This is a genomic window from Hymenobacter sp. DG25B, from assembly GCF_000801315.1.
Taxonomy (GTDB): domain Bacteria; phylum Bacteroidota; class Bacteroidia; order Cytophagales; family Hymenobacteraceae; genus Hymenobacter.
In genome coordinates this window covers 2,033,432-2,058,297 of sequence record NZ_CP010054.1, presented here as the reverse complement: position 1 = coordinate 2,058,297, position 24,866 = coordinate 2,033,432, and the positions used below count along the sequence as shown (strand labels likewise).

General features: G+C 56.8%; 16 protein-coding genes and 3 tRNA genes. 13 read left to right on the top strand and 6 right to left on the bottom strand.

Going from position 1 to position 24,866, the window contains the following annotated elements:
• The first annotated feature begins 50 nt into the window (after positions 1-50).
• Complete coding sequence (locus PK28_RS08725) at positions 51-3,767, top strand: metallophosphoesterase family protein (protein WP_044513398.1); 3,717 nt, start codon at positions 51-53, stop codon at positions 3,765-3,767.
• A gap of 156 nt (positions 3,768-3,923) precedes the next feature.
• On the top strand, positions 3,924-4,922 hold the full coding sequence (locus PK28_RS08720) for a Ppx/GppA phosphatase family protein (protein WP_048826349.1): 999 nt from the start codon (positions 3,924-3,926) through the stop codon (positions 4,920-4,922).
• A gap of 82 nt (positions 4,923-5,004) precedes the next feature.
• On the opposite strand, the gene ppk1 is transcribed toward PK28_RS08720, so the two are convergent.
• The 3 genes from ppk1 to gyrB form a co-directional block, all read right to left on the bottom strand.
• Positions 5,005-7,299: a polyphosphate kinase 1 gene (gene ppk1, locus PK28_RS08715; protein ID WP_082017033.1), complete on the bottom strand. Its 2,295-nt coding sequence runs from the start codon at positions 7,297-7,299 to the stop codon at positions 5,005-5,007.
• Between the two features lie 60 nt (positions 7,300-7,359).
• Positions 7,360-7,746 (bottom strand): RidA family protein, encoded by a 387-nt coding sequence (locus PK28_RS08710; RefSeq protein WP_044513397.1) that lies wholly within the window; start codon positions 7,744-7,746, stop codon positions 7,360-7,362.
• Between the two features lie 85 nt (positions 7,747-7,831).
• Complete coding sequence (gene gyrB, locus PK28_RS08705) at positions 7,832-9,808, bottom strand: DNA topoisomerase (ATP-hydrolyzing) subunit B (protein ID WP_044513396.1); 1,977 nt, start codon at positions 9,806-9,808, stop codon at positions 7,832-7,834.
• A gap of 297 nt (positions 9,809-10,105) precedes the next feature.
• Here gyrB and PK28_RS20425 point away from each other — a divergent pair, with 297 nt between their 5' ends.
• From PK28_RS20425 to PK28_RS08685, 6 genes are all read left to right on the top strand, one after another.
• Positions 10,106-10,315, top strand: a complete 210-nt coding sequence (locus tag PK28_RS20425) for a hypothetical protein (protein WP_156126315.1) — start codon at positions 10,106-10,108, stop codon at positions 10,313-10,315.
• A 572-nt stretch (positions 10,316-10,887) separates the two neighbouring features.
• Positions 10,888-12,975: a PAS domain-containing sensor histidine kinase gene (locus PK28_RS08700; protein ID WP_044513395.1), complete on the top strand. Its 2,088-nt coding sequence runs from the start codon at positions 10,888-10,890 to the stop codon at positions 12,973-12,975.
• A gap of 112 nt (positions 12,976-13,087) precedes the next feature.
• Positions 13,088-13,750 (top strand): response regulator, encoded by a 663-nt coding sequence (locus PK28_RS08695; protein WP_044516649.1) that lies wholly within the window; start codon positions 13,088-13,090, stop codon positions 13,748-13,750.
• A gap of 268 nt (positions 13,751-14,018) precedes the next feature.
• Positions 14,019-14,315, top strand: a complete 297-nt coding sequence (locus PK28_RS08690) for a KGG domain-containing protein (protein ID WP_197070388.1) — start codon at positions 14,019-14,021, stop codon at positions 14,313-14,315.
• A gap of 125 nt (positions 14,316-14,440) precedes the next feature.
• On the top strand, positions 14,441-14,881 hold the full coding sequence (locus PK28_RS20420; protein WP_156126314.1) for a hypothetical protein: 441 nt from the start codon (positions 14,441-14,443) through the stop codon (positions 14,879-14,881).
• A gap of 518 nt (positions 14,882-15,399) precedes the next feature.
• Positions 15,400-15,666 carry a hypothetical protein gene (locus PK28_RS08685; RefSeq protein WP_044513393.1) on the top strand — a complete coding sequence of 89 codons (267 nt, stop codon included), beginning with the start codon at positions 15,400-15,402 and terminating at the stop codon, positions 15,664-15,666.
• A gap of 163 nt (positions 15,667-15,829) precedes the next feature.
• Here PK28_RS08685 and PK28_RS08680 read toward each other — a convergent pair.
• The 3 genes from PK28_RS08680 to PK28_RS08670 all read right to left on the bottom strand — a co-directional run bounded on the left by PK28_RS08680 (position 15,830) and on the right by PK28_RS08670 (position 16,163).
• Positions 15,830-15,903, bottom strand: a tRNA-Arg gene (locus PK28_RS08680).
• Between the two features lie 51 nt (positions 15,904-15,954).
• Positions 15,955-16,028, bottom strand: a tRNA-Pro gene (locus PK28_RS08675).
• A gap of 47 nt (positions 16,029-16,075) precedes the next feature.
• Positions 16,076-16,163: transfer RNA gene (locus PK28_RS08670), tRNA-Ser, on the bottom strand.
• Between the two features lie 156 nt (positions 16,164-16,319).
• On the opposite strand from PK28_RS08670, the gene PK28_RS08665 reads away from it, so the two are divergent.
• The 5 genes from PK28_RS08665 (at position 16,320) to PK28_RS08645 (ending at position 24,226) form a co-directional block, all read left to right on the top strand.
• Positions 16,320-17,294: a vWA domain-containing protein gene (locus PK28_RS08665; protein ID WP_044513392.1), complete on the top strand. Its 975-nt coding sequence runs from the start codon at positions 16,320-16,322 to the stop codon at positions 17,292-17,294.
• Positions 17,291-18,286 (top strand): tetratricopeptide repeat protein, encoded by a 996-nt coding sequence (locus PK28_RS08660; protein ID WP_044513391.1) that lies wholly within the window; start codon positions 17,291-17,293, stop codon positions 18,284-18,286. Before PK28_RS08665 ends, PK28_RS08660 begins: the two co-directional genes overlap by 4 nt.
• A gap of 159 nt (positions 18,287-18,445) precedes the next feature.
• Positions 18,446-19,627, top strand: a complete 1,182-nt coding sequence (locus PK28_RS08655) for an acetyl-CoA C-acyltransferase (protein WP_316931928.1) — start codon at positions 18,446-18,448, stop codon at positions 19,625-19,627.
• 183 nt (positions 19,628-19,810) lie between these two features.
• Positions 19,811-21,217 carry a toxin-antitoxin system YwqK family antitoxin gene (locus tag PK28_RS08650; RefSeq protein WP_044513390.1) on the top strand — a complete coding sequence of 469 codons (1,407 nt, stop codon included), beginning with the start codon at positions 19,811-19,813 and terminating at the stop codon, positions 21,215-21,217.
• Positions 21,218-21,766: 549 nt separating this feature from the next.
• Positions 21,767-24,226, top strand: a complete 2,460-nt coding sequence (locus tag PK28_RS08645) for a TonB-dependent receptor (RefSeq protein ID WP_082017031.1) — start codon at positions 21,767-21,769, stop codon at positions 24,224-24,226.
• Positions 24,227-24,866 lie beyond the last annotated feature (640 nt).

Sequence of the window (24,866 nt, the reverse complement as noted above, 5' to 3'; positions counted from 1 at the left end):
TGAATACTTTTGCACCGAAACTACGTATGTGAGCATTCACTTCCCGCTCTATGCGAAAAATCTCCTCTTTCTGGCTGCTGGCCGGTCTGCTTTTAAGTGCTCCGTTGTATGCCCAAACGCCGGCGCCGGCGCATACAGTTTATCTGCTGGGCAATACGGCTACTACGGCTCCTTCCCCGGCACATCTGCAGGCCCTGCGGCACACGCTGGAGCAGGAAACCGGGCCCTTCACTGTGGTTCATCTGGGTGATATTGTGGGCCCTGACGGCATGGGCAGTAAGCAGGACAGCGCCTCTGACCAAACGGCCCGCGCCGATGCCCTGATTGCGCTGGTGAGTGGCCTGCCCAACGGCAAGCTCTACTTTATACCCGGTGATAAAGACTGGGCCAATTCCGGCCCCGATGGCCTGAAGCGGGTGCGGCGGCTGGAGAAATACATTGAAAGCAAGCTGCCCGGGCAGAATGCCTTTGCACCCACCGGCGGCTGTCCGGGCCCGGAGGTAATTGACGTGGCCCCGCTGGTGCGGCTGGTGGCTATCAACTCACCCTGGTGGACGCACCCCTACGACCGGCCCGAAGCCCCCGACACGGAATGCAAAACCCTCACCCGGGAAGAGTTTCGGGAACAGCTCCAGGATATTCTTTCTGACACCAAGGGCACCAATGTGCTGCTGGTAGGGCACCAGCCCATCATCAGCAATGGTATATATGGGGGCCGCATGCCGCTTTCCCGCCACCTGCTGCCGCCCGTTTTGGGCACGCTTTACGCCGCCTACCGCCAGAATATAGGCACCCCCCGCGACATGGCTTACCCGGCTTACCAGGATTTCCGCCGGGAAATGCTCAGCACGCTGCGCGAAAACCCCGGGGTTATTTACGCATCCTCGCATGAGTATAGCCTGCAGCTAAACCAGGTGCAAAGCAACTACCAGCTTATATCTGGCAGCTTTTCGGAAAGCCAGTATGTGGGCGCCAATGCCCAGGCCCTTTTCAACAAAGCCGAACAAGGATTTTCCAAGCTACAGTACTTTGCCGATGGCACGGTGAAAACGGTGTTTTACACCTTTGGCCCTACCCCGGAAACCGCCCGTGAAGCCTATTCTACCACGGTTTTTCAGTCGGTGTGCACGGAGCCGCGCTTGCCTAAGGTGCCGGTTAATACCTTTATTTCGCCGTGCCCCAATGCCCAGCAGAGTGTGGCGGCAGTGAAACCCGATGCCCCTTTTCAGCCCACCGTAACGGTAGCGGCCGGGCCGGAATATAAGGATGGTGCCGGTCGGCAGTTTTTCCTGGGGCCACTGTACCGTACTACCTGGGCCCAGCCGGTGCAGGTGCCTATGCTGGATCTGGCAACGGAAAAAGGCGGCCTGGTTCCGTATGGCCGGGGCGGCGGCCGCCAAACCACTTCCCTCAAGCTGATAGCCGCCGATAGCACGGAGTATGTGTTCCGGTCCGTGGACAAAGACGTAACCAAGATTCTGCCGCCGGAACTGCGCAAATCCATTGCCGGTGATGTGCTCCGGGACATCACCCCCACGGCCCACCCCTACTCGGCGCTGGCCATCAGCTCCCTGCTCGACCAGACGGATATTCTCCATGCGCGGCCCCGCCTGTTTGTGCTGCCCGATAACCAGCAACTGGGACCCTACCGCGAAGATTACGCCGGCCTGCTGGGTACGCTGGAGGACGACCCCTGGGATCCAAAGCCTAATACGCCGGGCTTTGGCGGGGCCGACGATATCCGACGGTCTTTCAGCTTCATTCGCCAGCTTTATAAGGACCATGACAGCCGCGTAGATGCCCAGGCCCTGGGCCGCGCCCGCGCCTTCGATATGCTGGTGGCCGACTTTGGCAAGCACGAAGACAACTGGAAATGGGCGGGCTATAAGCAGGATGGCATAACAATTTACAAGCCTATTCCGCGGGACCGGGACCAAGCCTTTACTCTCTGGAATGGCCTGCTGACGTGGACGGCCAACCGCGAGTGGGCCGTGCCCAGCATTGAGGATTTCCAGGGCAAGTTTCATGATATGGAAAGCCTGAACTGGCCGGCCCGCCACCTCGACCGTTTCCTGCTGCAGTCGCTCACGCGTGAGCAGTGGCAGGATATTGGCCACTATCTGCAGGAGAAAATTACCCCGGCAGCCATTGACCAGGCCACGGCTCAGTTTCCCGCTGAAACTCAGGCGCTTTCCGGCCAGGAAATTAACCGCAAGCTGAAATCCCGCATTCAGGAACTGCCGAAGGCTTTAGATGAATATTACCTGATGCTGGCCAAGCGCGTGGACGTGGTAGGCTCCAACAAGAGCGAGGTATTTCAGGTGGACCGCCTGCCCGACGGCAACGTGCGGGTGCGCATGTTTGACAAAGCCAAAGGCACCGATACTCCCGAAGGGGAACCGCTGTTTGACCGCACTTTCAAGCGCCACGAAACCGAGGAAATTGACCTGTACGGGCTCGATGACAAAGATATTTTTACCGTAACCGGCGAGGCGCCCAAAAGCATTCTGGTACGCATTATTGGTGGCGACGGCAAAGACCAGATTACCGATACCTCACATGCACAGGGCCTGCGCACCCTCACCAAGGTGTATGATGTGCCCGAAACTCAGTTGCAGGCCAGCACCGAAACCGATAACCGTACCTCCAGCAAGCAGAGCATCAACCGCTACGACCGGGAAGCTTTTGAGTATGATGGCTACAATCCCCGGGCTACGCTCATCTTCAACCAGAGCGACGGTTTTGGCATTGGGGTTGGGTTTGATGTAGTGCACCAGGGTTTCCGCAAGCCCGGGTTCAAGAACCTGTACGGCATTGATATTCAAGGCTCCACCAACGGCAACTTTCAGGTGGCCCTTAACTCCCGCTACCGCTACGCCATTAAGAAGTGGGATATTGGCCTGCGCACGGAGTACGGCAACTACTTCCAGTTCTATAACTTCTTCGGGCTGGGCAACAACACGATGAAGAACGACGGGCTGTACAACGACAATTTCTACAAAGCCCGCTACAAAGGCTTCACGGCTAATGCCTTCACTGAGCATACCTTCCTGCATCGGAGTCTGGTCCGCTTTGGCCCTACCTATGAGCAGTACACCACCAATTTTGCCGGCAACAGCTACCTGGGCCAGCTGCAGCAGGAACCCACTTCCGATACGCCTACTCCCAATACTGCCTTCCAGCGTTTGGTGGGGCTGAATGCCTTGGTTGACCTTGATTTCCGGGACCGGAAAAGCTATGCCCGGCATGGCGTGCGGCTGCTGGCCCGGCACGACAGCTACCGGCAGCTAAACCGGAGCAAGTCGTATTTCGGGCTCACGCAGGCTTTCGGCGAGTTCTATACCACCGCCCGCATTGCCATTCCGGTGACGCTGGTAGTGAAAGGCGGCGGCGCCAAAAACTATGGCAGCCAGGACGATATACCCTTCTACAAATATGCCCTGCTGGGCCAGCGTGAGAACCTGCGCGGCTACGTGCGCAACCGCTTCACCGGCGACGCCAGCCTGTATTTGAATACGGAATTGCGCCTGGCCCTGGGCCGCAGCCGCAACTCCATTCTGCCTTTCTACTATGGCCTTTTTGGGTTGTATGACCGGGGCCGCGTGTACTACAAAGGCAGCTCGCCGGGCGGCTGGCACACGGGCTACGGAGTGGGCTTTTACGTAGCACCCGTTTCCGAGCAGCTGGCGCTGTCGGTGTCCTATCAGGTTTCGAAGGAGGAAAGCGCCCTGCTGCAGTTTGGCCTCGGCTTCAATATTGATCAGTAGGCCCCGCCACCCTTACTATTCTTGTCAGAAAGTCGCGGCCGGTTATATCGGCCGCGGCTTTTTGCTTTTCCCGGCGGCTGGTAAGCAGAAATGCTGCTAGCGGAGAAAACACAAACAACTATCTTTGATTTTCCCTATTCATTCTACTGCTTCTACATGCAATACCCGCTCCTGAAACTGGCCGCTATTGATATTGGATCCAATGCCGTACGGTGTCAGATTTCGGCGGTGCTGCATTACGGCGACCGGTACCGGCTGAAGCGGGTGGAATATGTGCGCTATCCGTTGCGCCTGGGCGAGGATGTTTTTGCTTCCGGCAATATCTCCCAGCCCCGGCAGGATAAGTTTGTGAAGCTGCTGCACGCGCTTAAACTGTTGATGGAGGTGCACGATGTGGCCCCCAATCATTACCTGGTGTGCGCCACCTCTGCCATGCGCACTGCCAAAAACGGCCAGGAAGTAGCCGACCGGATTCAGCGCGAGCTGGGCATGACGGTGCAGGTAATTGACGGGCAGGCCGAAGCCGCTTTCATCAACCGCGTAATTGAGCAGCTGCTGGAAGACAAAAAGCACTACCTGCACATTGATGTGGGCGGCGGCAGCACCGAGTTCAATATCTACCACGACCGGCGCAAAGTTGCCTCGCAGTCGTTTGAGGTGGGCTCCATCCGGCGCATGCAGCAGGAAGAGTCGGGTATGGATACTGATGCCCTGAACGGTACCTGGAAGCGCATGGAAGACTGGGTAACGGAAAACGCCCGCCGTTTCCACGTAACGCGCGCCATTGGCACCGGCGGTAACATCAACAAGCTCTATAGCATGGCCCAGCCCCAGCTGGATAAGCCCGTTACCCGCGCCCGTATTGCCACCGTGCTCGACCACCTCACCAGCATGAGCATGGACGAGCGGGTGAACGTGGCCATGCTAAACCCCGACCGCGCCGACGTGATTGTGCCCGCCGGCCACATTTACCTGGCGGCTATGGAATGGGCCAACATCCACACCATGCTGGTCCCGGATATCGGCCTGAAAGATGGCATGCTCCAGTCCCTGTTCGAAGAGCACTTCGATGAGATTGAGCCCTCGGCCCTGCTCCGCAAAGGTCCCAAGCCCAAGCTCACCGTCCAAAGCCGCGACAACGACGAAGCCAGCTAAACGCCGCTCCCCTTGCATAAAATGTGAAGCCCCGCCCGGATGGTATCCGGGCGGGGCTTCACGCTCATAAAGCACTTGGCAGCTAGGCGCAGTTTGGCGTAGTGCCTGTAGTTTCTACGGCTTCGGCATCTTCACCTTCGCCCGTATCAATGGGGGTCAGGCATTCCACTACTACGTCTTCGGAGTCATCATCGGCGGGCGTCACGGGCGGGGTGGCCTCCTCAACCACGGAGTTAGTTAACGCTTTGGGCGTGAGGTAGTCATTATACAGCCCCCCTTCTTCCACCAGGCTGTAGTTTTTCAGGTAGAACTCCTTGTGCACGTTAAACACAGGCTCATCCAGGCCGGGCTGCCGGCGCACGTAGGCCCCATCTTCCCGCATGAGGTAAGTGTTCTGGTTGTCGCGCAGGTTGAAGTAAAGAATATTAATGGCTTCGCGCTTCAGCTGCGGATTTACAATGCTGAACAGCGCCTCAATGCGCCGGTCAAAAGAGCGTACCATCACATCCGCGGAGCCGGCATATATCAGCGGGTTGCCGGCGTGGTGGAAGTAGAACAGGCGGGCGTGCTCCAGGTACTCGCCTACAATGCTGCGCACCTCAATATTGTCGCTCAGGCCCGGGCGGCCCGGGCGCAGGCAGCAGATGCCGCGCACCACCAGCCGGATAGGCACTCCCGCTTTGGAGGCCTTGTACAGCTCGTCAATGACCTCCTTGTCTTCCAGGGAGTTCATCTTCATGACGATGCCGCTGGGTATGCCTTTTTTGGCATTTTTGCCTTCTTCCCGAATCAGGTGAATCAGCTGCTGGCGCATGTCCTTGGGCGCCGTAATCAGGTACTCGTAGTTATCCGGCTGCGAGTGGCCGGTAATTACGTTGAAGAACTCTGATACATCGTGGCCATACACCTCGTTGGTGGTCAGCAGGCTGACGTCGGTGTAAATCTTGCTGGTTTGCTCGTTGTAGTTGCCGGAGCCGATGTGCACATAGCGCGTCACCTTGTCGCCTTCCTTCCGGATGATCATCAGCATCTTGGTGTGCGTCTTGTATTTTGACACGCCATAAATGACGAAGCAGCCGGCCTTTTCCAGGCGCCCGCCTTCCCGGATGTTGCGCTCCTCATCAAAGCGCGCCTTCACCTCAAACAGCACCGACACGTGCTTGCCATTCTCCGCGGCTTTCAGCAGCGCCGCCGTCACGCGGGAGTCATCGGCGAGACGGTAAATGGTTTGCTTGATGCCCAGTACGTGCGGGTCTTCAGCGGCCTGCTCCAGCAAACGCACCACCGGCTCAATACTGTTGTAGGGGTGGTTCAGCAGCACGTCGTGGTGCTTCAGGTATTCGAAGAGGTTGTCTTCGGCGCCTTCCGGCAGGCTGATGGGCGTAACCGGTGAAGGCTGCTTGCTGCTCTTGCCGCGCAGGTTAGGGTGCTTCAGAATCTGCAGGAAACCCCGCATATCCATGAGAGCACTGATAACGAAGACGTTGCCGTTATCAATCTTCCAGCGCTCCTTCAGCACGTTCATCAGGATGGGCGAGGCATCCCGCTCTACTTCCAGGCGCACCACGCGGCCCTTCTTGCGGGTTTTCAGGCCCACCTGAATTTCCTTGATGAAGTCAACATCAATGTCTTCTGATTCCTCCAGCGTGAAGTCGCCGTTACGGGTGATGCGGAACAGATTGGCCGAGACAATATCAATGTTGCGGAACAGCTTGGGCAGGTTTTCCCGCACAATTTCCTCAATGGGCACAAAGATGACTTTGTCTTTGCGCGTGAGCTCAAAGAAGCGCGAGAGGTTTTGCGGAATCTGCACAAACGTGAGGCGCTCCTGCCCTTTCTCGGCATCCGTATCCGGTCCCGTGCGCGTGACTACCCCAAAGATGAGCATCTGGTTCATCATCAGCGGAAAACCATGGTAGGAGTCGTACACCATGGGCGTGAGCAGCGGGTAGAGTGTGTGCTTGAAGTAGCCCTCGGCCTTCTTCAGCTCCAGCTCCGTGAGCTCATCCATGCGCAGAATGTTGAAGCCGTTCTTCTCAAACAAAGGCTTCAGCTCGTGCAGATAGGTTAGCGACTGGTCATTGACGAAACGGTGCGCAAAGTCCAGCAGCTTGCGCCGGAAGGGCAGCTCCCGCAGGCCGGAGTAGTCTACCCGCTCCTTGCCGTAGTCGATATAATTATACAGCGAGCCCACCCGAATCATGAAGAACTCATCGAGGTTGCTGCTGGTGATGCTCAGGAACCGCAGCCGGTCGAACACCGACTTACTGGTGTCCTTGGCCTGATCCAGCACGCGGTAGTTAAACCGCAGCCAGCTCAGGTCGCGGCTGATGTATTTACTTTTCCGAATGAGGTCGGCGGATTTGAAGATTTTCATAGCGGAGTAAAAAACCGGGGTAAGATACGTACGTGCTGGCCTCCCCGGCGCATATTCAGGTCAGGAAATAATAGCGGTGACCTCTATTTCGACCAACAAGCGGGAATCAATCAGGGCACGTACCTCCACCATGCTGGTAGCTGGACGGATCTGACCAAAAACCTCGGCGTGGGCCCGCCCCACGGCTTCCCACTCGGAAATATCCGTGACGTAGATTCGGGTGCGCACTACATCCTGCAACGTAGCGCCGGCCTGGGTTAGTGCCGCCGCAATTTTTTCGAGTATACGCACGGTTTGCCGGTAAGCGTCGCCGCCTGCCACGGAGTCGTCATCCTGCGCCGTGGTGCCCGATACTTCTACCACGTTACCCACGCGCACGGCCCGGGAGTAGCCTACTATGGCCTCCCACGGAGCACCGGAAGAAATGAGTTGTCTCGCTGAAGTCATAATAAAAAAGTCCTCGGCATACCGACAAAAAAAGCTCGCCGGGGCGAGCTTTTTTTGTTAGATCCAATACAGGATGGAAAGCCGCTTATACATCCAGCTTGGCGTATTTGGCGTTTTTCTCGATGAACTCGCGGCGGGGCGGCACTTCGTCGCCCATCAGCATGGAGAACAGGTGGTCAGCTTCCACGCCAGACTCCACGTCCACACGCTTCAACGAGCGGGTTTCGGGCTGCATGGTCGTTGTCCAGAGCTGCTCGGCGTTCATCTCACCCAAGCCTTTGTAGCGCTGCACGTTCACCGTTTCGGGCTTGCCGCGGCCCAGCTCTTCCTGAGCAGCGACACGCTCCTCTTCCGTCCAGCAGTAGCGCTCCTCTTTGCCCCGCTTTACCAGGTACAGGGGCGGTAGGGCAATGTAGATGTAGCCATTATCAATCAGCTCCCGCATGTAGCGGAAGAAGAACGTCAGAATCAGCGTCCGGATGTGCGAGCCGTCGATGTCGGCGTCGGTCATGATGACGATTTTGTGGTAGCGCAGCTTGTCCAGGTTTAGGCTACGTACGCTGCTACCATCATCCTCATCGGTCTTCTTTTCGAAGCTCACACCGAGGGCCGTAATCATGTTCCGGATTTCCTCGTTTTCGTAGATGCGGTGCTCCTGGGCTTTTTCCACGTTCAGGATTTTACCCCGCAGCGGCAAAATGGCTTGGAAAGCGCGGTTACGGCCCTGCTTGGCAGTGCCACCGGCGGAGTCACCTTCTACCAGATACAGCTCGCAGATAGCGGGGTCGGATTCCGAGCAGTCGGCCAGCTTACCGGGCAGACTGGTAGAGCCCAGCACTGATTTACGCTGCACCATCTCGCGGGCTTTGCGGGCGGCAACACGGGCCTTAGCAGCCAGAATTACCTTCTCCACAATAATGCGGGCCTCTTTGGGGTTTTCCTCCAGATACTGGTTCAGGATTTCGCCCACGGCCTGGTTCACGGCGCCGCTCACATCGGAGTTGCCCAGCTTGGTTTTGGTCTGGCCTTCGAACTGGGGCTCCTGCACCTTCACCGAAATAACGGCGGTGAGGCCTTCACGGAAGTCATCACCCTGTACCTCTACCTTGGCCTTTTCCAGCAAACCGGATTTATCGGCGTAGGCTTTCAGCGTACGGGTAAGGGCCGAGCGGAAACCGGCTACGTGCGTACCACCTTCAATGGTGTTGATGTTGTTTACGTAGCTGAAGATGTGCTCTTGGTAGGAGTCGTTGTACTCCAGGGCTACTTCTACGGGCGTACCGCCTTTCTCGCTTATCACGTGAATGGGTGCCGGCATCAGCACGTTGCGGCTGTTGTCGAGGTACTGCACAAACTCGCTCAGGCCGCCTACGGAGTAAAACTCTTCGTGCAGGAACGTGTCATCATCGTTGGTCTCACGGCGGTCCGTCAGCAGGATGCGGATGCCTTTGTTCAGGTACGACAGCTCCCGCAAACGGTTAGCAATGGTTTCGTACTTGTACACACTCTCGCTGAAGATGGTATCATCGGGCATAAACTCTACCTGGGTACCATGCTCATCGGTGTCACCGATTTGCTTTACCGGGTACTGAGGCACGCCGATTTTATAATCCTGTTCGTAAATGTGGCCGTTACGGCGCACAATTACTTTCAGGTCTTTGCTGAGCGCGTTTACGCAGCTCACGCCTACGCCGTGCAAGCCGCCGGACACCTTGTAAGAGTCCTTATCGAACTTACCACCGGCGTGCAGCACCGTCATTACTACCTCCAGGGCCGAGCGGCCTTCTTTCTGGTGAAAGTCAACGGGAATGCCGCGGCCGTTGTCGCGGACGGTAATGGAGTTGTTTTCGTTGATGGTTACTTCAATCCGGTCACAGTGGCCGGCCAGGGCTTCATCGATGGAGTTATCGACTACTTCCCACACCAGATGGTGCAGGCCCTTGACGCCGGTATCGCCAATGTACATGGACGGCCGTTTCCGTACGGCCTCGAGCCCTTCGAGTACTTGAATGCTATCCGCGGAGTACTCGGCGGGGCCTTTTTTCTCTTTCGTTTCGCTCATGTGGGGCGCTTAGTTCAGCACTATTTATTAGTAAACAAAGATACCGATTTTATCCGGTTTTTGCCAGAAATAACCCCTGCTAATCCTGTTTTACCTGATGTGCCTTCCCGGTAAAGTGCTTGCGCTTTTCCGGGTTGTTTTTGAAGGAAAATTGGAAAACATCCTTCTGGCAGAAGTGCTACTTCTCCCCTATTTGGTTATAGTTAACGGCTCCCGCTCAACTAATTAACTTTTCCTGAAGAAGTGGATAATAAGCCGGAAAATGTGTATCTTAAAGGACACCTTATTCCGGCAGCCATGAAACCTCAGCAATTGCCTGTTTCTCCACAGCCCGGTGTTTGGGCCACACCCGCTACCAGGGGCCAGCGCGTTACACCCACGCCTCCTGCCCAGGCGCCCGCCGCTTACGGCCTGCATCCCGGCACCCGCCCCGCCACCGATGCGGAAGACCCAAACTTCCCGACGGCCTGGGTAAGCGCCTGCGAGGCTATGGGCTCCATTTTTTAGCCACCGGACCGCGGATGGTGCTTTCCGATAGCAGGCCCTGATCTGACCCCAGCTAAATCACCGCTGTAGCAATACAGCCGGGTATTTGTGCTCCACCATTTAAGCTTTTTGCTTCTCAGCAATGAGCCAGAGTTGATTTTCTGCAGCCGGTTTTGAGGCTTGATTACTACCCCCCTTTTTTGAGAAATGTAAAGAAGGCCGGCCGGATTTTTGCCGCAATGTGCGGGCACCCAGGCAAGCGTAAGCTGGTAATTTATCAATACATCTGGCCCACCTTGCTATAGCACCTGCCTTAGTCGCGAAGAATAGCCGCCTGCCCTACCGGCTTACACCCAGGCCTTTCCAGGAAATGTGGCAACCAGTTCGGGGCAGCGGTAATTGGCAGTTCCGGGCGGAAAGCTTGCCTGAGTTCCTTCCTGCTAAGAAAACAGGAACTTTAAGGCTTAGTCCCCTTTTTCTTCTTTTTCGCTGAGACCATGCAGCAGGATGGTAGCTCTTCTAGTTCAGAAACTACAGTAAGCGCACCGGGCCACGGGTTCCCGCCGGATGCCATGGCGCAGCTGTGTAGCACTATGCCCTGGGGAGTGTTTGCTTTGGATGTGGCGGGTGCGTTTACGCTCATCAATTCCAAGGCAGAAGAAGTATGGGGGATTCCGGCGGCTGACTTTCTGGGGCGGCAGCTCTGGCAAAACCCACCTGCCGAATTTCCCGCCGAGCTGCTGCAGGGCCTGCAGCAGGCCATTACGCAGGGCGGCAGCATGGAAGGCCAGTTTCAGCTTCCGCACCGCAAGCTCTGGCTCCAGGTTTCCACGGCTCCGTATGCCGGGGGCCTGCTTGTATATGCCCACGATGTAACGGCCTTCAAGCAGCAGGAAATTCAGTACCGCACCCTCACCAATAATACCCCGGACGTAATTACGCGCTGGGACCAGAATCTGCGCCTGGTATTCGCCAATAAAGCCCTGGTAGAAAAGTCCGGACAATCTCTGCTCTCCCTGCTGGGAAAAACCAACCTGGAAATGGGGCACCCCAGCACCATTGCCGGGCCGTGGATGGCCAGCCTACGCCGCACGTTTGCCAGCCAAGAGCCCCAGGAACATTACAACAGCGTGCCTACCGCTACCGATACCAAGCATTATTTCTCCCGGCTGGTACCCGAGTTTGTAGACGGAAAAGTAGACACGGTACTGGCCATTGCCCGCGAGATTACGGAGCTAAAGCAGGCCGAAACCGAAATTCAGCAAAACCAACAGTTTCTGCAGGCCATTCTGGACAGCTCGCGCAACATGATTCAGGTGTTGCAGGCGGTGCGCGATGCGCAGGGCCACATTATTGATTTCCGCTGGCGGGTGCTAAACTCGCTTAGCCTGCAATCTTTTGGGCCGGTGATTGGGGAAAGGCTTCTGGAGCACCATCCGGCGGTGCTGCCTACCGGCCTGTTTGAGCGCTTTGTTACGGTTACGGAAACCGGTGTGCCCGCCCAGTTTGATATTGAATATCGGCATGAGCAGTTTAATGGCTGGTATAATCTGTCGCTGGTAAAGCTGGAGGACGGCGTGGGAATTACCACCACTGATATTACCGAGCGCAAACAAACCGAGCTGCAGCTGCGCGAAAGCCAGGAGCTGCTGCAAAGTGCCTTCGATGTTTCTACCATGGCGTTTGCGGTGCTGCAGCCCCTGTACGAAGGCTCCGCACTGACTGACTATCAATACGTGGTAGTAAACAAAGCCACCCGCGACCGGCAACCCGATAAAAACCTGGTGGGCATGCGCTACACCGAGCTGTACCCCAGCGTGAGAGAAACCGGAATTTTCGACCACTTTACACGGGTGATGAAAACCGGTGAGCCCCTGGACATGGAGCAGTATTATCCGGGCGAAGGAGCGCCGGGCTGGTATCGGATAACCGCCCGCCGGATTGGGGACCTGCTGGTAACCAGCGCCGAGGATATTACGGCCCGCAAGCAAGCCGAGGCCAGCAAGCTGGCCCAGCAGAAACACCTGGTAAATGCGGTGCTGGAGGCCCAGGAAACTGAGCGCCGCCGCATAGCCGAAGATCTGCATAATGGCCTGGGCCAGCTGCTGTATGCCACCAAGCTGCATCTCAATCAGCTGGAGCAGCCCCTTACGGCTGCCCGCTTCACCGAGCTCAAGCATAAGACCGTGCATTTGCTGTCTTCTGCTATTTCCCAAACCCGCACCCTCTCCCATCAGCTTACCCCCACGGCCCTGAAAGAGCTGGGACTGGAAGCCGTGCTGCGCGACATTTGCCACGACTACAGCACTCGCCAGCTCCGCATGAACTGCCGCGTAGCCGCGCTGCCTGCGGCGCTGCACCTCACCCTGCAGCTGGCCATTTACCGCATGGCGCAGGAGCTAGCCAACAACATTGTGAAACACGCCGATGCTACCGAGGCCTGGATGCACGTACGCCTGCAGCATAATACTGTTATTCTGGAAGTTACGGATAACGGACGCGGCTTTACACCGGAGCAAACCAAAGCCAAGGGCATTGGCCTGCGCACGCTGCAAGACCGGGTAGTACTGCTAAATGGCACCCTGCATATTGATTCCACCCCGGAGCATGGCACCAGTATTTGCATTGAGGTGCCGCTGGCCGGTCCTTTATATCCCCTTGCAGCTACCACTACCCTTTAATACCATTTAGCCGCACTTCCTCCCCGTTATACCGTACATGATTATTCCAGCCGATACTACCGCGACTTTTCCGCTGGCCTTGAGCATAAGCCGCTTATTTTTACCCACTGCCATGATCAGGATTTTTTTGGTTGATGACCACACCATTGTACGGGAAGGGCTACGCGCGGTCTTAAGCACGGAGCCATCGGTAGAGGTAGTAGGTGAAGCCAACAACGGGGAAGAGCTCTTAGCGCAGCTTCCCCATATCCCCACCGACGTGGTACTGCTGGATATGAACATGCCGGTGCTGGATGGCCTGGAAACCACTACCCGCCTGCGGGAGGAGTTTCCCGAGATTCGCATCTTAATTCTCTCCATGATCAGCCATGAGCGGAGCATTGGGCAGCTGCTGGAAGCCGGCGCCCAGGGCTACGTGCTGAAAAATGCTGATCGGGGAGAAATCATTGTGGCCATTCATACCGTGGCCGCCGGCAAGCAGTTTCTGTGCAGTGAGGTAGGCCTGGCCATGCTGCGCAAAGTGCTTACGCTGGAAACCAGCAGCCCGGAAGTAGAGAAAAAGCCCGGCGGCCTGTCTTTTCGGGAGCGGGAAGTGCTGCAACTGATAGCCGAAGGCATGACCACCAATGAAATTGCCGAAAAGCTCTTTACCAGCCGGCGCACCATAGAAACCCACCGGCAAAATCTGATTGAAAAAACGAAAGTCAAGAACACCGCGGCGCTCATTCGGTACGCCATGGAGCAGGGCATCATTCAGCACGAAAAGCCGGAATAGCCCGGTTGCCGGGCTGGCAGTAAGCAGGTTTTAGGCTGGCGCCGGACGCTTGTATAGGCGCTATTTCCACCATAGCCCAAGGTATTTTCCGCAGCCGCGGCTTAGGTCAGTATTTATCCTGATGATGAGCTAAAACCCGCTACTGTGTCTCAGTAAAAGTCGGTATTTTGCTTGTTTTGAGGCATTAAAATGCCTCAATGAGCAACCATACCGGGAAGGAAAGGCGTTAAGGAAGAACAAATTATTCTTCCTTTAATGCTTTTCAATTATGCCAAACTCAAAAGGAAATACGCGTGGCAGCAGCTCAGAGCAGCATGCCGCAGCCGGCCGCAAAGGTGGTATGGCCGGCAATGGTGGTAATGCCCAGAATAACAGCAAAGGCAGCAGCAACCGCGGCTTTGCCGCCATGGATCCTGAAGAACAGCGGCGCATAGCCAGTGAAGGAGGCCGCGCCTCGCACGAAAGTGGCCGGGGCCATGAATGGAACTCATCTGAAGCCCGCGAAGCCGGCCGCAAAGGCGGTATGGCCAGTCATGGCGGCGGCAAGGGCAGCAGTGGCCGCTAACCTAAGCCCCTGGCTCTGATTTTGACGTACGCCGCCGCGCATCTCTGCTAAGTGGATCGGCCTGTGTCAGTACCCCGGAGGAAAGCCCTTGGGCTTCATCCAAGGGCTTTCCTAATACCTTATTCATGCACCATCTCCGTTTTGCCTGGTTTGCCTGCCCTGCTTCCGGCACTTTACTGCACCTCGCCATTTATGCGCGCAAACGTTATGTAGCTCATTGGGAAATTGCCCGCTCTTTGCCCGGTACTCCTGCGGGAAAGCCGGTGAAAGGTATATGGCAGCAAGTGCAGGCAGCAAATGCCCCTGACCTGGTGGATGCCGCCGTTACAGGTCGTTGCAAAATTCCGGGCACCAGCGCGGAAAGCAGCGCTTGTTCACAACTTAAACAGGCCTTACAAACCGGCCGCCTACTCCTGCAATTAACTGATTCGGTTTCCGGAGTTACCAAAACCTATTCTCTGATTCGTGTGCGTATCGGGAGTGATGCCTGGCTGCTGAACGAGGTGTATTATCTGCCGCATGCCTCCGCTGTTCCTTCGCAGTCTGCCTTGCTGACTGTCAGCTAGCCACCCCACTAAGCCCTTAGTGTCTTCCTGACCGTTGCTTTAAATCCCTGCAATATTCTGGAGCTATCCGAGAGGATGCTTCTCCTAATGGGTCTGGTGCCTGTCATTTTTAGCTCCGTTTTTGCAGATGGCCTGTGCCGGAATATGCCTCATAAATGTCCCTGCATTCATCCCTCGACACTTGAATACCTTGGCTTTATCCTGCTTATTACTAGCCATTTACGCGCATAACACTATCCTTATCCCTACCTATAATTATCCGTTTTATATGTTAGATTAATTATAGTAGAGCAGCCTGCATGGCTCGTAGCGGACAGCGCTATGAATCATGCAGGCTGCTCGGTTTTTAAAGGATACGCATGCTCTCAGCGGCTATAGCCCGGATGCGAGGTAAAACCAACTAAGCCAGATACGAAACGCCGATGACGCATCTGCCGATGACCGGCCATGGTGGGGCCTGGGCAAAACCCGCATCTGATACTTTGCGTAGAAGCCAGACTTGTCTTTTGCCCCAGTAAATGGCTTCTCCTGAATTCACTCCCTTTCCACCTGATCTGCCGCCGGCGGAGCTGCAGGCTCGCCTGAAGCGGCAGAGCCACGTTACTTGGGGAGTGGCCATTGCTACCATAGCCGGAGCGGCGCCCAGCCCCCAGGTGCTGGAGGCTTTGCAAAAGTATATTGATGGCGACCAAGGTCTGGAAGACCTCATGGCGCTCTACAATCCGGCTGATGCCGATACGCAGGCCCTGGCCGCTACTGTCCGCCGCGAGAAGTTTACCCGCTGATTCCTACTAAAGGCATTTACCTGCCAACCAGGATTTAAGCACCCATCATACTACACCTGCTTTTCCATTTCTACGAAGTACTAGGAATTAAATGCAGGCACCACCGTGGGCACCACCAACAAAAAAGCCACCCAGCAATCCTGCTAAGTGGCTGATTATAAAGTGGCCCCGTTTGGATTCGAACCAAAGACCGGCTGCTTAGAAGGCAGCTGCTCTATCCAGCTGAGCTACGGGGTCAAAAACAAATAGCCGCCCGCCCCAAAGGTGGGCTGACGGCTATTCGAAGGGTCGGGGTGGCAGGATTCGAACCTGCGGCCTCCTGCTCCCAAAGCAGGCGCGATACCGGGCTACGCTACACCCCGAAAAAAATTCAGAAATCTGGTGTCAGAATCCTGAACTACACATGGTGCGGAGAGAGGGGGATTCGAACCCCCGGTAGCCTTTAGAGCTACGGCAGTTTAGCAAACTACTGGTTTCAGCCACTCACCCATCTCTCCAGATATGAGTCTCTTCCGGTTAAAGAGTGCACAAATATACGACTAGGTAACAGAAACCAATACTTTGGTTGAAAATATCTACCGCAGATATTCCTTCTGCGGCCACAATCAGGCTGTTATATTTGCCGCAATGGTGCAGCTTACCTTAGTACGTATATGAATTGGGCCTATCCTTTAGGATGGCCGGAGGTGGTGGCCATTGGGTTGGTGGTAGTGCTCTACACCGGATTTGTTTTGCGCACCCGTCGGCTGGCCGCACCCTTTGGGCAGCGGGGCTGGCGCCTGGCCTGGAAGCTGCCTTTGCGCCTGGCTTACTTTGCCTTGCTACTGATAGCGCTGCTGGGGCCTGCCTATGGTACTACCAAACAGGCAGTGCGCACCGCCGGCAAGGATGTCTGGCTGCTGGTGGATTTGTCGCGCTCCATGGATGCTTCGGATGTGGCCCCTACCCGCCTGCAAAAAGCCCGCGCCGAGCTTTCCCGCCTGGTCAGCCGCTTCCAGGCCGACCGTATCGGACTCATTGTATTTTCAAACAGCGCCTTTGTGCAGTGCCCCCTCACCTACGACCAGGGCGCTTTGCAGCTGTTTCTCTCAACTCTGCAAACCAACCTAGTACCCGGAGGCAGCACGGATCTGGCCCCGGCGCTACAGCTGGCTCTGCGGCGCTTTACCGCAAATCCGCGTACTCAGGGCACCCCACCCCGCGCGCTAACCCTGGTACTGGTGAGCGACGGCGAGGATTTTGGGGAGAACCTGGAGCCCGTGCTGAGGGAGCTTGCCCGCACCGGTGTGCATCTGTTTACCGTGGGCGTAGGCACGGTAGAAGGCAGCCGTATACCCAGGGAGGGCGGTGGCTTTGTGCGGGATGCCAAAGGCCGGGATGCCGTAACTCAGCTGCAGCCCACCGTGCTCCGCCGGCTGGCTACGCAAGCTGAAGGGCAATACTTTGAGCTGAGCGACCAGCGCAATGAGTTTCCGCAGCTGGTGAATGCGCTGAACCGCGTAGAAGGCAAGGCCGAACAGGTGCGCACGGTTTCAGTAGCCGATAACCGATACCGCTACCCTTTATTGCTGGCATTAGCCCTTATGATGCTGGATGTGATAGTAACGGTGAGAGTGATTCGGCCATGAGAGCACCTCTGCTTTTTCTGCTGGTGCTCCTGGGCAGCTGGCGCAGCCTAATGTGGGTGCACGACCGTAACGAAGCCGTGCGGGTGGGCACGCAGGCCTTTGCCCGCCAAGATTTTGTACGGGCCGCGCAGGAGTTCCGGCGGGCAATTGCGGCGGAAAAAGATTCTCGCTCCACAGAAGCTATTCTTCTGAATCTGGCCCATGCCAGCGCCCGGGCGGGGCAATTGCCGGCCGCCCGCGCCTACTACAGCCGGCTGCTATCCAGCCCGGCTTCTCAGGTGCGCAGCGTGGCGCATCAGCAGTTGGGCGTGCTGAGTGCCCAAAGAGGCGACTATGCTCAGGCCGTGCGCCTGCTGCGGCTGGCGCTGGTAGCCAACCCAAGCAATACCGCGGCCCGCTACGACTATGAGCTAGTGAGCCGGTACCTGAAACGCCAGCCGGACCCCACTATTCCCCCCGCGGATAAGGAGAAGCCGGAGGCTTCGAAACCTAAGCCCCCCGCCGACCAGAAGGCCGACGACAAACAGCCCAGCCAGCAACCCAAGCCAAAGCCCGGACAGGACCGGCGCGGTGAAGTGGATGATACCAATCAGCCAGATAACCCAAAGCAGCCGCCTCAGTCTCGTCCCAACACGCAAGGCCAGCCCAATGCGCAGCAGCCCGGCAACCCGGCTGGGGCCGGGGCAGATGGCAGCGTGAAGCCCGGCACGGGCCCTGAAAAGCAAATGGCGCAGGGACAGCAGCCCGGCGATACCCGCGGGCTAAGCTCCGCTGACGCACCTGGCAAAACGGGTGTCGGGGCCAGCGGCGAAAACGCCTCCGATGACGCCACTCAGATGAAAACCCAGCGGGCGCGGCTACAGCAAATGCAGCTAAATCCGGCGCAGGCCCGGCAGATTCTGGACGCGCTGCGCGCCACCGAGCAGCAATACATTCAGCAGCTGCCCCGCAAAACAGCGCCTAAACCAGCCTCTGATAAGCCGGCCTGGTAGCCGGGACATTGGCATCCGGCCAAAAGCAAAACAATGCCCCGGCACGGGGGCTTGTCAACGGGTGCGTTGGCTAAGCCGGCGCAGAAGCGTACTTTTATCCGCCGGAGCGACTCATTGAAGCCGCGCTAGCATTCCCTCACCCCCACCCAATCCTTATATATGCAAATCAAAGAAGTAGTAATTGTTGCGGCGGTGCGTACGCCCATTGGCTCATTTGGCGGCAGCCTGGCTTCGCTTTCAGCTACTGATCTGGGCGCCATTGCCCTGAAAGGCGCGCTGGAGAAAGCCGGCGTTGATGCGAAAGAAGTGCAGCAGGTTATTATGGGCAACGTTATTTCGGCCAACCTGGGCCAGGCTCCGGCCCGCCAGGCGGCCAAGAAAGCCGGCCTGCCCGATACCGTGGAGTGCACTACCGTGAATAAAGTGTGTGCTTCCGGCAGCAAAGCCATTATGTATGCCTCCCAGGCTATTATGCTGGGGCAGGCCGATGTGATTCTGGCCGGTGGCATGGAAAGCATGTCGAATGTGCCGTATTACCTGGACAAAGCCCGTTTTGGTGCCAAGTACGGTCACGGCCAGATGATTGACGGCCTGGTGCGCGACGGTTTGTGGGACCCTTACCACGACTATGCCATGGGCAACGCGGCCGATAACACGGCCAAGGAAATGAACATCACCCGCGAGGAGCAGGATGCTTTTGCGCAGGAGTCGTACACCCGCAGCGCCAACGCGGCCAAAGCCGGCAAAAAGAAGGATGAGATTGTGCCCGTAACGGTAACCGTGCGCGGTAAATCCACGGTGGTGGAAGACGACGAGGAGTATACCAAGGCCGACTTTGCCAAGTTTGCTACCCTGAAGCCCGCTTTCACCAAAGAAGGCTCGGTAACAGCCGCCAACGCCTCTACCCTGAACGACGGCGCGGCCGCCGTGCTGTTGATGAGCCGTGAAAAAGCCGAGCAGCTGGGCATTAAGCCCCTGGCTATCATTCGCGGCTTCGCCGATGCGGAGCAGGCCCCGGAGTGGTTCACCACTACGCCTTCCCTGGCTATTCCAAAAGCGCTGAAAAATGCTGGCCTGGATGCTAAAGACGTTGATTTCTACGAAATCAATGAGGCTTTCTCGGTGGTTTCGCTGGCCAACAACAAGCTGTTGAATCTGGAAGGCACCAAGGTGAATGTGTACGGCGGCGCGGTGTCGTTGGGCCACCCGCTGGGTGCTTCCGGCGCGCGCATTGTGACTACCCTGCTGAACGTGCTGCAGAATGAAGGCGGCAAGATTGGCGTAACCGGTATCTGCAACGGCGGCGGTGGCGCCAGCAGCATTGTACTGGAGAAAATCTAACTCTGCCTTTTACTGCCTGAACGGATAGCACGACGTATCGTGTTACTTTCTCAAGAGTTAAAAAGCCCTGCGGCATTTTTGCGGCAGGGCTTTTGTTTTGCTTCGAAATCTGACTGGTGCTATGGCTTAACCGGGCCAGCGGCCGTCAGAAAATACTTTTCTTTTTCCTCCGTTCTTGCGGCTATGAAACTACTCGCCTTTGCTTTCCTGCTGATGCTCTCTACCACGGCAGTGCAGGCCCAGAAGCTCCGCCGAATTATCACCTATCAGGACTCGAGCCGCCAGCGCATCCGGGAGGTATACTCGGCGGCCGTAGGGGCCGATACCGTTATGGAAGGCCCATACAAGCGTTTTTACCGCTCGGGCAAGCTGGAGGCACAAACCCGCTTCACGGCCGGCAAGCGCGACAGTGCCTACGTGGAGTTCTTTGAAACCGGCAAGCCCCGGCTGGAGGTCACCTACCAGCAAGGCCAGCGGCAGGGACCTTTCAAAACCTATTACAAAACCGGGCAGCTGGCACAGGAAGGCACTTATGAGAACGACCAGCCCTCCGGCACGCTAACCTACTATCACCCCAACGGCGAGGTAAAGCTGAAAACTACGCTCGCCAAGGGCCAGCCCAGCGGCGTGGTGCAGGAGCTGTACCCCTCCGGCAAGCCCCGTTCGGAAATTACCTACGTCAATGGTCAAGCCAGCGGGCCGGTGAAAACCTACCACCCCAACGGCCAGCTGCAAAGTGAAGCTACTTACCGCGGGGGCCTGCTCACCGGCTCCTACAAAACTTATTATGACAATGGCCAGGTAGAAACGGAAGTGCTGACGGACAAAACGGGCCGGGGCTCTTATAAGAGCTACTACCCTTCCGGTAAACTGCGCACCGAGGGCACTTACGTAGCGGCCGCGCAGGCCAATCGGGCCGTGAAAAACCCGCTGGGCGATGATATGACCAAAAACACCGCGGCCCTCTCCACCCCTACCTCCAATCTGGATGGCCCGGCCAAGGCCTACTACGAAAGCGGGGCGGTGAAAAGCAAGATGAACTACCGCAACGGGGTGCTCACCGGCATTACCCAGAACTTCTACCCCTCCGGCAAGCTGGAGCAGGAAATAGATTACGCCAACCAGGCCCGCGACCGAAAGCTGACTATGTACCAGGAAGACGGCACAGTGCGCGAGGAGCAACAGTACAAGAACGGGCAGCCGGCCGGTACCTGGCGTACTTTCTACCCCGGCACCAAACAAGTAAAAACCCAGGTCAGCTATGTAAACGGGCGCCTGAGTGGTGAGCAGCTTTCTTATTACCCCACAGGTATCGTGGAAAGCCGGGTAACCAATGAAAACGGCCACCCCACGGGCCTGAAGCAGGAATACTATGCCTCAGGGAAGCTGAAAGCGGAATCCACCTACGTGAAAGGACTGCGCTTGGGCGCTTACAAACAGCTGCGCGAAGATGGCACCTTAGAAGTAACCGGCTCCTTCCGCAACGACCGGGAAACCGGGATTTGGAGTTATTTCGGACCGGATGGAAAAACAGTGAAGGAGAAGAAAACCTACCGCAACGGGCAGGTAGTAACTCCGGGCACCAAGTAAGTAGCTGCTGCTTCCCTCTGCTTAAAGAGCGGGCCTCCCAACGAGGCCCGCTTTTTTTATGAACTCAGACAACCCTTTTGCGAATGGAAGCATCTGTACTAAGCTTGGCAAGGCGTGTGCATCCTGGGCTGTCACTTGGGTTCTCCGGCTACGTCTGTTCTTTCCCTTCCTAAGTGTAGGTCTCGGTAGGATAAGTTGGGTTCTTCGGAATTCTCAAGCAGCATACCAAATACAATTTATTGCTAATCAACATTTTAAATAAAAGTCATATCAATTAGCAAAATTTTTCAATACAGTACCTTGCGTCACAAAGTACTGTATTATATATTTGTTCCATCAACTTCACTATAGCCTTGAGGCAGACCAGTTTCCAAACGGGAAACCTGACACGGGGTAACAACAGCGGCCGCAGGCTGCAGCCCGGCTAACTGCCCGGGCTCCTATTTCCATCTGAGTTTTAGAACCCCTGTACGGGGCTCCAGCGGTACCGCGGCCGACTGGGACAGCCCCTTATTGCCTGTTTCTACCCTCCACTCACCTTCTTTTTTTATGAAAACACAACTTCTCCCTGGCCGGGCACTTTGGTGCCTGGGGCTCCTGCTTATGCTCTTTCCGCTAGGGCTGCACGCTCAGAATACCGGCTCGATATCGGGCAAACTGATGGATCAGGCTACTAAGCAGTCATTGCCTTTTGTGAATGTGGTGCTGCTGCGGGCCCAGGATTCTACGCTGGTAACCGGGGCGCAAACCACCGAAGAGGGTGCCTTTGTGCTGGAGAAGGTTGCCCTGGGGCGCTATATGCTGCGCGCTACGGTTATCGGCTATCAGCCAATTAAGCGCACCATTGTGCTGGCCGCTGAGGCTCCGGCCCTGCAGCTGGGCACGCTGGCGCTCAACCCAACCGTAACTCAGCTGAAAGGCGTGACAGTAACGGGCCAGAAGGAAACCGTGCAGAACGATCTGGGCAAGCGCGTCATCAACGTGGAAAAAGACCTGAGCAGCGTGGGCGGCACCGCCGTAAATGTACTGCAAAACGTGCCTTCGGTGGCAGTAGATGCCAACGGCACCATCAGCCTGCGCGGCTCTTCCAACCTCACTATTCTCATTGATGGCAAACCCAGCGGCACCAGCAATGGCGGCACCGGCTCCAAGCTGGATCAGATACCGGCCTCACGCATTTCGCAGGTTGAAATCATCACCAACCCCTCGGCCAAGTATGATGCTTCCGGGGCGGGCGTGATTAATATCATCACCAAGAAAGAGCGCAAAAACGGCATCAACGGCCAGGTAGGGCTGGTAGTGGGCAACGGCGAGAAGTACACGCCCACTTTTAGCCTGAACCGCCGGCAGGGAGCGGCCAACTGGAACTTCAGCTACAACGGCCGCGACCAGCGCTACACAGATAAGTCGCGGGGCACGCAAACGGCTTTGCTGCCCACGGGCGAAACAGTGCGTACCACGCAGGAAGGCAGCGGTACGGAGCGGCGCATCAACCACTCCCTCAGCCTGGGCGTGGAGTATGATCTGAATGAGGAGCAGAACCTGAGCTTCAGCCTGTCGCCCTCCATGGAAGGCGAGCGAAACCTGAACAAGCAAACGTTGACCACGGCCATCAACAGCGAGCAGCAGCCTAATCAGCTGGGACAGCAGCAGGTAAATGTGGACGTGCAGGTATGGAATGCTGATGCCTCTTACCGCCGCACCTGGAAAGCGCACAAGGGCCGCGAGCTTTCCTCTAATGCCGGCTGGGTGAAGATTACGGCAGATGTTCCGTTCACGCAGCGCCTGAGCGACGCGCCTTCGCAGCGTCAGGAATTTGATGTGAATGCTACCATTGCCTACGGCACCTTGGACTACGTGCTGCCCCTGGCTGATGAGAAAAGCCGTCTGGAAACCGGTCTGAAGATGCAAACCACCTGGAACGATGGCGGCGCCGACCAGCTGACCGCCCCCACCGACCGCCCCAACGACTTCGTGCTAAACCCGGCCCGCGCCATTCAGTATGACTTCCGGGAAGTGCTGCCGGCCGCTTATGTCACTTACCAGCGCCCCCTGGGCAAAAACTATAACGTGCAGGGTGGCCTGCGGGCCGAGTACACCAATCTGACGGGTGCCGTGCAGGGCGGCCAGGGCCAGGTGAAGCTGGATTATCTCAGCTTTTTCCCCTCCGCCACGCTCAGCCGGGAGCTGGGCAAGGAGCCCGGCCAGAACCGCCTGCAGCTCAGCTACGCCCGCCGCATCAATCGGCCCAACTTTATGCAGCAGCTGCCCTTCCAGCTTTTCCAGGATGCCCGCAACTACCGCCTCGGTAACCCGGCGCTGCGCGCTGAGTTCAGCCATAACGTAGAGCTGGGCCAGCAGCTGAACCTAAGCAACGGCACAGCCATTACAGCCACTTTATTCGGCCGCTTCACGGATGATGTGATTCAGCGCATCCGCAGCATTGATACCACGGCCACACGCCTGAACCAGGCTGGCATTGTAACCGCGGAAACCTACCGCAACGTGGGCCGCACCACCAACCTGGGCGCCGAAATGACCTGGAACCAACCCTTGGCCAAATGGTGGCGCGTGGGCCTGACGGGCTCCATCTACCGCAGCCAGATTGCCAGCAATGCCTCCGTTGACAAGCAGCGCAATACCCTGGCGGGCACCCTGCGCCTGAACAACAGCTTTACCGTTCGTCCTACCCTGGATGTGCAGCTCACCGGCTCCTGGCGCTCGGCCACGCTCACGGCACAGGGTCGGCAGCTGGCGTATGGCGGCTTGGATCTGGCCGTGCGCCAGCGCCTGTTCCAGGACCGCGCCGCGCTGACGCTGCGCGTATCCGATTTGTTTGACACGCAGGTAAGCCGCTCGGAGATTGACACGGAAACGCTGCAAACCACGGCGCGCTATAAAAACGAAACCCGCGTGGGCTGGCTGGGCTTCACCTGGTACATAGGCGCTACTAAGCCCCCCAAGAAGATAGAGCAAATTCAGAGCGGTGGCGGCGGCTTTGGCGGCTAAGCTTTGCTGCTGATTTACTCTACCAAGCACCCCGGCCGGTTTTAACCAGTCGGGGTGCTTTGTTTTGGGGGCAATGAGTACTTAGAGGAAGGCCGGTATGGATGGATAAATACCTGTATCACATCAATATGCGGTTGACGCGCCTACAAGCAGGCTTTACTTTTGTACAACTACTTCTCAATAAAGGTCCAGCGATGCGCGTTTTACCATTAGTGGCCAGCTCATGAGGCCCGGGAACCCAATCCTCCCGCTGGACAGAAAGATTCGAAGAAATATTTTTCTGATTTCAGGCAACCCTCCGGTTAAGTCGCTCATCTAGTACAGTAGAAAGCCAATCGGCCCTGACAGACTAAAACCCTGTTCCCTCCCTCCTTTCCCGGATTTCTCTTCATTGTTCCTCCACTTCACCCCCTCTGGAACAGATAAAAAATAGAATCATAAAAAAAATATCAAAGGTACCTTGCAACACATAGTACTAAATAGTATCTTTGATCTGTACTTCAAGCCCACCCTCGCTGCTGACACCCGTCACGGCGGGAACCGGGCACCGGCCCCCGGGCTGGGAAAGTTCGGTAGGTAAGCCAAGGCTTCTGCCCCACGCCAACCGGCAACATCTGACACTAACAGGGCTGCGGAGCCC

Bases quoted from the DNA above. Each gene is read 5' to 3' on its own strand.
- PK28_RS08655 (WP_316931928.1), top strand. From the start codon at position 18,446: ATGCAAATCAAAGAAGTAGTAATTGTTGCGGCGGTGCGTACGCCCATT.
- gyrB (WP_044513396.1), bottom strand. From the start codon at position 9,808: ATGAGCGAAACGAAAGAGAAAAAAGGCCCCGCCGAGTACTCCGCGGAT.
- ppk1 (WP_082017033.1), bottom strand. From the start codon at position 7,299: ATGAAAATCTTCAAATCCGCCGACCTCATTCGGAAAAGTAAATACATC.
- PK28_RS20420 (WP_156126314.1), top strand. From the start codon at position 14,441: ATGCACCATCTCCGTTTTGCCTGGTTTGCCTGCCCTGCTTCCGGCACT.
- PK28_RS20425 (WP_156126315.1), top strand. From the start codon at position 10,106: ATGAAACCTCAGCAATTGCCTGTTTCTCCACAGCCCGGTGTTTGGGCC.
- PK28_RS08720 (WP_048826349.1), top strand. From the start codon at position 3,924: ATGCAATACCCGCTCCTGAAACTGGCCGCTATTGATATTGGATCCAAT.
- PK28_RS08665 (WP_044513392.1), top strand. From the start codon at position 16,320: ATGAATTGGGCCTATCCTTTAGGATGGCCGGAGGTGGTGGCCATTGGG.
- PK28_RS08645 (WP_082017031.1), top strand. From the start codon at position 21,767: ATGAAAACACAACTTCTCCCTGGCCGGGCACTTTGGTGCCTGGGGCTC.
- PK28_RS08650 (WP_044513390.1), top strand. From the start codon at position 19,811: ATGAAACTACTCGCCTTTGCTTTCCTGCTGATGCTCTCTACCACGGCA.
- PK28_RS08690 (WP_197070388.1), top strand. From the start codon at position 14,019: ATGCCAAACTCAAAAGGAAATACGCGTGGCAGCAGCTCAGAGCAGCAT.
- PK28_RS08695 (WP_044516649.1), top strand. From the start codon at position 13,088: ATGATCAGGATTTTTTTGGTTGATGACCACACCATTGTACGGGAAGGG.
- PK28_RS08685 (WP_044513393.1), top strand. From the start codon at position 15,400: ATGGCTTCTCCTGAATTCACTCCCTTTCCACCTGATCTGCCGCCGGCG.
- PK28_RS08700 (WP_044513395.1), top strand. From the start codon at position 10,888: ATGCCCTGGGGAGTGTTTGCTTTGGATGTGGCGGGTGCGTTTACGCTC.
- PK28_RS08710 (WP_044513397.1), bottom strand. From the start codon at position 7,746: ATGACTTCAGCGAGACAACTCATTTCTTCCGGTGCTCCGTGGGAGGCC.
- PK28_RS08660 (WP_044513391.1), top strand. From the start codon at position 17,291: ATGAGAGCACCTCTGCTTTTTCTGCTGGTGCTCCTGGGCAGCTGGCGC.
- PK28_RS08725 (WP_044513398.1), top strand. From the start codon at position 51: ATGCGAAAAATCTCCTCTTTCTGGCTGCTGGCCGGTCTGCTTTTAAGT.